The sequence below is a fragment of the Treponema primitia ZAS-1 genome (assembly GCF_000297095.1).
Lineage (GTDB): Bacteria > Spirochaetota > Spirochaetia > Treponematales > Breznakiellaceae > Termitinema > Termitinema primitia_A.
Genome location: NZ_AEEA01000084.1, coordinates 23433 through 31299, shown reverse-complemented (window position 1 = coordinate 31299; position 7867 = coordinate 23433). Strand labels below are relative to the sequence as shown.

General features: G+C 50.9%; 7 protein-coding genes and 1 tRNA gene. 4 read left to right on the top strand and 4 right to left on the bottom strand.

From position 1 onward, the window contains the following. Positions 1-205 precede the first annotated feature (205 nt). The 4 genes from TPRIMZ1_RS0113420 (at position 206) to TPRIMZ1_RS0113405 (ending at position 4782) form a co-directional block, all read left to right on the top strand. On the top strand, positions 206-1351 hold the full coding sequence (locus TPRIMZ1_RS0113420; RefSeq protein WP_010260901.1) for a DUF362 domain-containing protein: 1146 nt from the start codon (positions 206-208) through the stop codon (positions 1349-1351). 181 nt (positions 1352-1532) lie between these two features. Further along, on the top strand, positions 1533-2414 hold the full coding sequence (locus TPRIMZ1_RS0113415; RefSeq protein ID WP_010260900.1) for an Rpn family recombination-promoting nuclease/putative transposase: 882 nt from the start codon (positions 1533-1535) through the stop codon (positions 2412-2414). 163 nt (positions 2415-2577) lie between these two features. Beyond that, positions 2578-2651 (top strand) — tRNA-Ala (locus tag TPRIMZ1_RS0113410). A gap of 469 nt (positions 2652-3120) precedes the next feature. Beyond that, complete coding sequence (locus tag TPRIMZ1_RS0113405) at positions 3121-4782, top strand: hypothetical protein (RefSeq protein WP_010260899.1); 1662 nt, start codon at positions 3121-3123, stop codon at positions 4780-4782. Here TPRIMZ1_RS0113405 and TPRIMZ1_RS0113400 read toward each other — a convergent pair. From TPRIMZ1_RS0113400 to TPRIMZ1_RS0113385, 4 genes are read right to left on the bottom strand one after another with little or no spacing between them, the layout of a single operon-like run. Further along, positions 4757-5041 carry a hypothetical protein gene (locus TPRIMZ1_RS0113400; protein ID WP_010260897.1) on the bottom strand — a complete coding sequence of 95 codons (285 nt, stop codon included), beginning with the start codon at positions 5039-5041 and terminating at the stop codon, positions 4757-4759. The two genes, TPRIMZ1_RS0113405 and TPRIMZ1_RS0113400, sit on opposite strands and share 26 nt — an antisense overlap. Beyond that, on the bottom strand, positions 5038-5580 hold the full coding sequence (lspA, locus tag TPRIMZ1_RS19080) for a signal peptidase II (RefSeq protein ID WP_010260896.1): 543 nt from the start codon (positions 5578-5580) through the stop codon (positions 5038-5040). The genes TPRIMZ1_RS0113400 and lspA overlap by 4 nt, the downstream gene beginning before the upstream one ends. Positions 5581-5603: 23 nt before the next feature. Continuing rightward, positions 5604-6365: a Nif3-like dinuclear metal center hexameric protein gene (locus TPRIMZ1_RS0113390; RefSeq protein WP_010260894.1), complete on the bottom strand. Its 762-nt coding sequence runs from the start codon at positions 6363-6365 to the stop codon at positions 5604-5606. Further along, a complete protein-coding gene (locus TPRIMZ1_RS0113385; protein ID WP_232616830.1) occupies positions 6362-7828 on the bottom strand; it encodes a hypothetical protein in 1467 nt (488 codons plus the stop codon). Before TPRIMZ1_RS0113385 ends, TPRIMZ1_RS0113390 begins: the two co-directional genes overlap by 4 nt. Positions 7829-7867: the final 39 nt, after the last annotated feature.

Genomic DNA, 7867 nt, shown 5'->3' with positions numbered 1-7867 from the left:
AGGCGCCGGGGCTGCGGCGCAGGCGGCAATAAACAATACAACCAAAAATGCTGAGATAAGGGGGAACAATTTTTTCATAATAACTCCTATGTCATAGTTTAATTCAGTATCTAAAAAGATTCTATAATTTCGGTAGTATTTACCTTTTTATGAATAGCTGCGGCGATAGTTTTGTATATTATTTGTTTTGTGTTAGTATGCCCCTATGAATACTCAAGTTGCCATTACCCGTTGCGAAGCCTATGAGCCCAGCCTGGTGTATGCCGCCCTCCGTCTGGCGGTGGAAGCAGCCGCGCCCCCCAATGTCCGGGGCAAAACCGTCCTCCTAAAGCCGAATATTGTCTTTGATTCGCCCCCGGAAAAGGCTATAGCCACCCACCCGGTGTTTTTGGAGGCGGTGATTCGACTGGTCCGTGAACTGGGCGCCTCTCGGATCCTGGTAGGGGACAGTCCGGGCCTGCAAAAACCAAACTTTACCGCCAAACTCTCCGGTCTTGGGGATACAGCCAAGCGTATGGGCGCCGAATGGGTAGATTTTACCCGGGAAAAGACCGATATCCCCTGTCCGGACGGCAGGGTGGCAAAGCAATTTACCCTTACCGCCGCGGTCAAAGAGGCGGACTGCATAATCAGCCTCCCCAAGCTCAAGACCCACCAGCTCATGTACTACACCGGCGCCATGAAAAACCTTTTCGGTCTCATCCCCTCGGTGGCCAAAAGCCCCATGCATGTCCGTTATCCCAGCCGCGAAGCCTTTGCTGCCATGATCGTGGATCTGAACACCGCCGTCAAACCCCAGTACGCCCTTATGGACGCCATCGTAGGCATGGAAGGTCCCGGCCCCAGCTCCGGAGACCCCCGCCACATCGGCCTAATCCTGGCCTCCTCCAACCTCCTGGCCCTGGACGTTGCTGCCAGCGAAATAGTAGGCTACCCCCCCTTGGAAATCCCGGTTACCCGTGAGGCCCTAAGCCGCGGCATCTGGCTCAACTCCCTATCGGAAATCCAATACCCCCTGCTTACCCCCGTTGAACTACGCATCCCCGATTTTAAGAAAATCCCCCTTAAAAAAACCGGAAGCCAGCTCTCGGACTTTATCCTCCCCCGGTTCTTTCGCAAATTCCGCGAACGCCTAACCCCCCGCCCGGAAATTGATCCCTCCATCTGCCTCCGCTGCGGCGACTGCACCCGCATCTGCGGTTCCAAAGCCATGACCCTAAGCGGTGAAGGCCCAGCCAGGCAGGTCCGCATCGACTACAACACCTGCATACGCTGCTACTGCTGCCACGAAATCTGCCCGGTCAAGGCGATTGATATAAAGAGAGTCACGCTGAGGGAGGCTTTCCAGTAATTCTCATTTTACCAAAATGTCAGATTTTCAATGTACCTTCCATAAATATGATCTAAATCTCGTAAATTTTGAAAAAATCCCCTCTTTTTTCTCAATCCAGTAAAGCACTATGCAGGACAGCCCCCTACTACGTGTATGCGGCCGTATGATCGCATATTTCTTTCACGTTGGAGGCAAAACCATGGCGCAAAAAATTACGGATGATAAACCTGATACGGAAAAGCCTGTTAAACGTCTTAACCCGTTAAACGACTACCTTTTTCTCAAAATGATGGGCGAACCGGGGGATGAGGACCAACTTTTAGGCTTTCTCAACGCCGTATTAACGCGGACCCGGAAGGATCCCCTGGTTTCGGTGGAGATTATCGAAAACCGCACCATAACGGCGGAGATAATCGGGGACAAAACCAGTGTTTTGGACGTCCGGGCAAAGACTGGGGACGGGACACGGGTGAATATCGAGGTACAGCTCAAGAACCTGGACAATATGGACAAGCGGAGCCTCTTTTACTGGAGCTTGGGCTACACCCGGAACATAGAGGTCGGGGATGATTATGAAAAGTTGCCAAACGTCATAGCCATAAACATCGTCAATTTTGAACACCTGGAAACCCGGGATTTTCATGCAAGTTTCCACTTGCGGGAAGACACCGAACGGGACTATATTTTAACCGAGGCGCTGGAAATCCACTTCATAGACATGGTGAAATTCAAGCGGCTCCGGGAAAAGGACATTAAGAACGATACCTTACAGCGGTGGATGACCTATTTTAACCAGGACAGCCCGGCTGAAGTAGTAGAGGAGATAGTACAAATGGATGCGGCGATACAGAAAGCGGAAACTAAGATGGACTTTGTGTCAAAAGACAAGGAAGCGTTACGGGCCTACCAGATGCGGGCAATGGCGATGTCGGACCTGACCAGTGCTATTAACAAGGCGAAGCGGGAGGGAGAAAAACAAAAGGCCATTGAAATAGCCCGGAAAATGAAGGCTGATAAAGAGCCTGGAAAAAAAATCATGGCATATACTGACCTCACACAGGAAGAGATTGACGGGATTTAACTAAAGCGCGCTTATAAAATTCGGAGCCCGGGACCTATCACGGTATTTACAAACAGAATAGCGCCATACCTCCCGATCTCCGCTTGACACAATCCGCCCGGCCGGGTATATTCTCAAATATATAGAGAAATTACTTGAATGCGCTTGGTTTTAAGAGACTTCTGGGGGTGTAGCTCAGTTGGCTAGAGCGTTTGAATGGCATTCAAGAGGTCAGGGGTTCAATTCCCCTCACCTCCAGAAGCTTTTTAAAACCGTAAATCTTAATCGAGAAACTCAAGTTTAAATGGAATTGAACCCCTGACCTGCCCCGTTACGGCCCAAGCAGGGCGTAGGGCCGCAATGGGGTCTTTGCCGCAAGACACGAAGGTTCAATTCCCCTCACCTCCAGAAGCCTTTTTAAAACCGTAAATCCTGATCGACAAAACTCAAGTTTAAATGGAATTGAACCCCTGACCTGCCCCGTTACGGCCCAAGCAGGGCGTAGGGCCGCAATGGGGTCTTTGCCAAAAGACACGGAGGTTCAATTCCCCTCACCTCCGAAAGCTAAAAATATGTACATAATTTTAGCTATTTGCGGAAGCCTAAATAGGGCTCCATTTCTTGTGTTTTCCTTCTAAACCCCGCATTGACAGCCCCTCAAAAAATCTCTATAACCTAATATGGAGTCTTTTTTTGTATCGAAGCGTGTATTATGAGTGAAAATAATATGTTTCAAGGGGAAATGGACCCGGAACTTGCCGCTTTGTTAGGTACCGCGGTTTCTTCCCCCACAGCTAATACCCCGTCTCCCGATTATTCCAGCCTTTTTGGCGGCAGCCCTGGAGCCATGTCTCCTCTTGATGAATCGGAGGATGCCGATGCCGGGGAAGGTGGTGAGGAGAACGAGGTTGAACTTGGCGGTACGTTTCCCGATGTAACAAAAAAGTTAGAAGATACCCCTAATCCTGCTTTCAGTGATCCTAATTACTATAAAATCGCCCTTTCTAATGAGGGCGATATTGCCCAGCGGCTTCACGGTATCCTCCAAAAGTTCCTTAACGCCAAGGATCCTAAGGATCGGGGGGTCTTCCGGCAGCAGATCATCACCGTTTATTGGGATTTTTTGTTGGGGGTGGCTAAAAAAGCCGCGGGGAAGCTGCAGGATCCAAAGAAATTCCTGCTCCGTTTTGGGATACTGCACCCGGCTTTTCTTGGTCCTGAGGAAAAGGATCTTTTTTCCCGGTTTGTGGTGGCTAATGAGTATTCCGAGCCGGTATATTACCTGGATGAATGGCTCCGGGCGGTGGGAAACGGGACGGTCCGGCCTTCCTCCACCGATGAGGTAAATGTTTCCCGGGGTAACGCTTCCGTTAAAATGAAGCAGCTCCTGGATAAGGCTATGGGGAAGCGGGACGGCGCTAAGGGTCTCCTTAAGGCCAAGGATGAAGAACGGATGAACCTGGAACGGAACCTCCAGGAAAAGGTAGCCCAAATAGTCGAGCATTATCCCATGGATGAGCTTCCGGAGATCCATTCCCTTTTTAGTGAAGCCCAGAAAAGGGTTTTTAGCGAAGTCCAGGAAATCTTAAAACAGATGTACAAGGCGGACCGGGAACTGAACACATTTTTACAGGAATATACCCAGGCCGTGGAGGATGTTGCGACCCTGAATGATAAGGTTGAAGCCGAGGGGGCCAGCGCGGTAGATTCCCAAGCGGTGGATACAGAATTCGGTACCATACGGCAGATGGCCAAAATGACCATAGGCCGCCAGGGGAATCAGTTTCCCATACTGACCAAGGAGTACTTCCACTGCATGCCCCAGGATGTGGCTTCCAGGGAGAATATCCTTATCCAGCTTAAATGGGTAGAAAGCATAGATCCCCAGGCTTTTTGCCGGTCCTATAAGAACAAGCTGAACCGCATTGTTCCCTACGTAATTCTTATCCCCGGTTACGGGGATTCCGGGGTCTGCTGGGAACCCTTTGATCGTCATAACCGGGCAACCAGCCGAGGCCGGATTGCGGTTCCCATGTACTCCAAGAGCCTGCCCCTGGCCTTGCTCACCGCAGTGGGGGATCTTCGCTGGCAGAATGCCAAGGAAAAAGCATCCTTCTACTGGATGGAAGAGGGACTTACCGGTAACTATTACCAGTGGTTTGCGGCAAAGAAATTTAAGGGCGATTTAAAAGAGTTTTTTATCAACGATTATGTACTCTGGATGACCAAGGAAAGCGAGGGTACCCAGAAGCTGGATAAGGAAGTCCGGGGTATCTTCTGGCGCTACATGCCCTTTACCCAGGAAGTTAAGGAAAAACTCAAAGGCCGCAGCTTTACCTACCAGGAATTGTACCAGCGGGATCTTAACCGCGCGAAGTCGGACCTTTAAAAATAGGATCGAAGTACTTCTGCACATCCACTTTTTTCATGAACAGTTTTAGTAATTTCTGATACGTAATAAAAGAGACTACCAGGGCAATCAGAAAAATTAATGCCAGACACAGGATAACGGAATTTTCCGGCAGCCAGGACTTTATAAGCAAGGCATAGAGAAGATAGAACACAAAGAAACTGATTATGGTTATCAGAATATTGGCCACCGTAGCTGCCAGGATAAATAACAGGGTATTTGCTTTTTTGTTGCTCATTGAACTGCCGCCTCCGGACGCGGGGGGAATATGATAATTGTCAGGAACAGAAGGATACCACAGATCACCACGCTGGAATCGGCGATATTGAACGTAGGCCACCGGTCGAGCCCCAGGAAACCGTAGAACTTGACGCTGATAAAATCCACCACACCGTCGGGACGGAAGATACGATCAATAATATTACCGATACCGCCGCCGATAATCCCCGCAAAGGCCCAGCGCTGAACATTGCTCAGCTCATTGGTTTTAAAATAATACCAGCCCAGAAACGCTAATACCAGCAAGGGCAGGATGATGAACAGGGCCGGCCGCAGAACATCCGGAAGGTTATTCCCCAAACTAAAGGCTATGGCCTTGTTCCGCACATGGATAATCCAGATCAGATCATTGTTGAATACATCCTTGATGAATTCTCCCCCGTTCGCATTTCGCAAAGGCCAGTTTTTTACGATAAAGCCCTTGACCAGCTGATCCGCCAAGATGATAAAACCGGTCAGCAGGACGGGCATCAATTTATGTTTATTTTTAGCGGTCATTTTTATCCTTTTTCCCCCATTTTTTATAAGCCGGTGGGCACATCGATAAACTCAAGTTCCAAATTTAGCTGGGCGGCGCAGTTTTCCATGACCCGTCGGACCCCCCATACCTCGGTGGAATAGTGCCCGCCGGCGATCATGTTAAGATGCCCTTCCAGGGCCTGGTGATAGATTTGATGGGAAGCCTCCCCGGTAACATACAGATCGATCCCCTCATCCAATGCCTGGAGGGCTTCCTCGGCTGCTCCCCCGGAGATCACCGCACAGCTCAGGTTTTCTTGTTTTCCGAAAGGATACACCCCCAGGGGCGGCCTATCTTTAAAGCTGATGCGCTTAACCGCAGCCTCAATAGTCAAGGGTTTCGCAAGCGTTCCCTTATACCCGATTTTCCGGCCATGATACTCCCCAAAGGGTTCCAGCGACTCAATCCCCAGCAGTTCCGCCAGGCCGACATTGTTTCCCAGGGATGGGTGCTGATCCAGGGGCAGGTGAACTCCGTAGAGCGCCAGATTGTGTTCCAGGAGAAAACGAAGGCGCTCTCGATGGGCGCCGGCAACACGCAGGGGCTGGCCCCAGAAAAGACCATGGTGGACAAAGAGCATCCCCGCTCCGGCATCGGCGGCTCGCTTAAAAGTTTCCAGGCAGGCATCCACCGCAAAGGCTATTTTTGAAATCTCCGCCCCGTCATTGTCCACCTGGATGCCGTTCAGCGAAGGGTCCATACCGGCAAATCCCTCAAGATCAAGGAGACTTCTAAAATAGGCGTCCAATTTGAGGGAAGTCATAAGCCTAGTATATACTCGGAGGGCGTCATATTCCAGGCCCTGTTGATATTGATATAAATGTTTTTGTCCAGGATCGTTCTTTTAAAGGGCCCGGTTTTCTCTACGGCGGCGGCAAAATTGATTATCAGCGAGGCGGTTCCCGGCAGATAATCCGCTCGGGTCCAGACCGGCGCCATATCCCCGGTAAGGAGCAGGCTCAAAAGGGGATATTTTTCCGGTGCATCCGAATAATCCAGGGGACCTGCGCCGGGAACCATCACCAAGGCTGCGGGGCTGGCGCCCTTCCGGAAGCTTTCCAGGGCGCTCATATACCGGCGCTCCCGGTACCGCGAATACAAAGCCCGGTCGGAAAGGATGAATAGGGTCGGAACCTCCGGCAGGGGAAGCTGGTCTATGCCTTTGACTTTTCTGGGCTTCAGATTGGCAATCCGGACACTACTATTCGCCCAAAAAAATTGCAGCCACCCCGCTTCCTTCCGCGAAATATCCAGGGTTTTTGGGGATTCCTGCCCCAGGGCGGACAGGATGGGACTCTCCAGGCCAATAATTCCCCGTACGGCGGGGTTTTTTGCGGCAAATCCCGGAGATGCGGCCAAACTGACTACGGCAGCGCCTCCGGCGCCGAATCCGGCGATAAAAACAAGATTCTGGTTCGTATGTTCGCTCAGTAAATTCCCTATACCGTCCCGGTTTTTGAGGGAAGAGAGTAGGAATTCCAGATCCTGTTTCCGTTCTTCCTCCAGACTACGGCCCAGATTATTTGCCGCAGCCCAGGTGGTTCCATGGAATATGGCCCTCAGAAGTCGTATGTTCCCGGCCAGGGACAGGAGATGCTTCGTCCCGTTATCCTCTACTGCCGGAGCATCAATACCCTTTCGGGAATACGTTAATACCACAAAGCCCCGTTGGGAAAGTTCCCCGCAGAGCCGGTCCACCGTCAGCAGAGAACCTGCCGCCGGGGGAATAAGCATCAGAAGTGCGCTTTTTCCGGATTGTTCCGGTTTATCCGGCCTGTAAATGCGCAGGAACAGATCTACATTCCGGTTTGTGTCTCTCACAAGGGTGGAATGTACCCCGGAAGCAGCCATATCTACATCAAGGGAAGGAACAAAATATACGGCCAGAGCGGTAACGGCAACGAGCAGCCCCAGGAATATCCCCGTAGACAAGGGCCCCCGGTCCCGAAAATTATCGTTCTTAAGGCGCCTTAAAACCGAGCTAAGGGCGGGAAGATTAGCGATATTCAGGATAATTGCATATACGATCAGGGGAAAACATTCGGGCCGTATTCCGTAGGCCGGAAAAAGACCGGCGGCAATCCCCAGGGCAAGTATTGGGAGTACCGCCAAACCGTCCATAGTCCAAAGGCCCTTGATAAAAGGCCGGATCAAGGGCAGGAGGAGAAAAAAGGCGATAAGCAGTTCCAAAATTCTCAGTTCCCACATGCTTGGTTGTTCCATCATACCCTGAATTCGTCATAATCTTCAAGCTGGGACCTTGCG

Excerpts from the sequence above, each read along its gene's own strand:
- TPRIMZ1_RS0113390 (WP_010260894.1), bottom strand. The coding sequence starts at position 6,365 with ATGACTTCCCTCAAATTGGACGCCTATTTTAGAAGTCTCCTTGATCTT.
- TPRIMZ1_RS0113400 (WP_010260897.1), bottom strand. The coding sequence starts at position 5,041 with ATGAGCAACAAAAAAGCAAATACCCTGTTATTTATCCTGGCAGCTACG.
- lspA (WP_010260896.1), bottom strand. The coding sequence starts at position 5,580 with ATGACCGCTAAAAATAAACATAAATTGATGCCCGTCCTGCTGACCGGT.
- TPRIMZ1_RS0113415 (WP_010260900.1), top strand. The coding sequence starts at position 1,533 with ATGGCGCAAAAAATTACGGATGATAAACCTGATACGGAAAAGCCTGTT.
- TPRIMZ1_RS0113420 (WP_010260901.1), top strand. The coding sequence starts at position 206 with ATGAATACTCAAGTTGCCATTACCCGTTGCGAAGCCTATGAGCCCAGC.
- TPRIMZ1_RS0113385 (WP_232616830.1), bottom strand. The coding sequence starts at position 7,828 with ATGATGGAACAACCAAGCATGTGGGAACTGAGAATTTTGGAACTGCTT.
- TPRIMZ1_RS0113405 (WP_010260899.1), top strand. The coding sequence starts at position 3,121 with ATGTTTCAAGGGGAAATGGACCCGGAACTTGCCGCTTTGTTAGGTACC.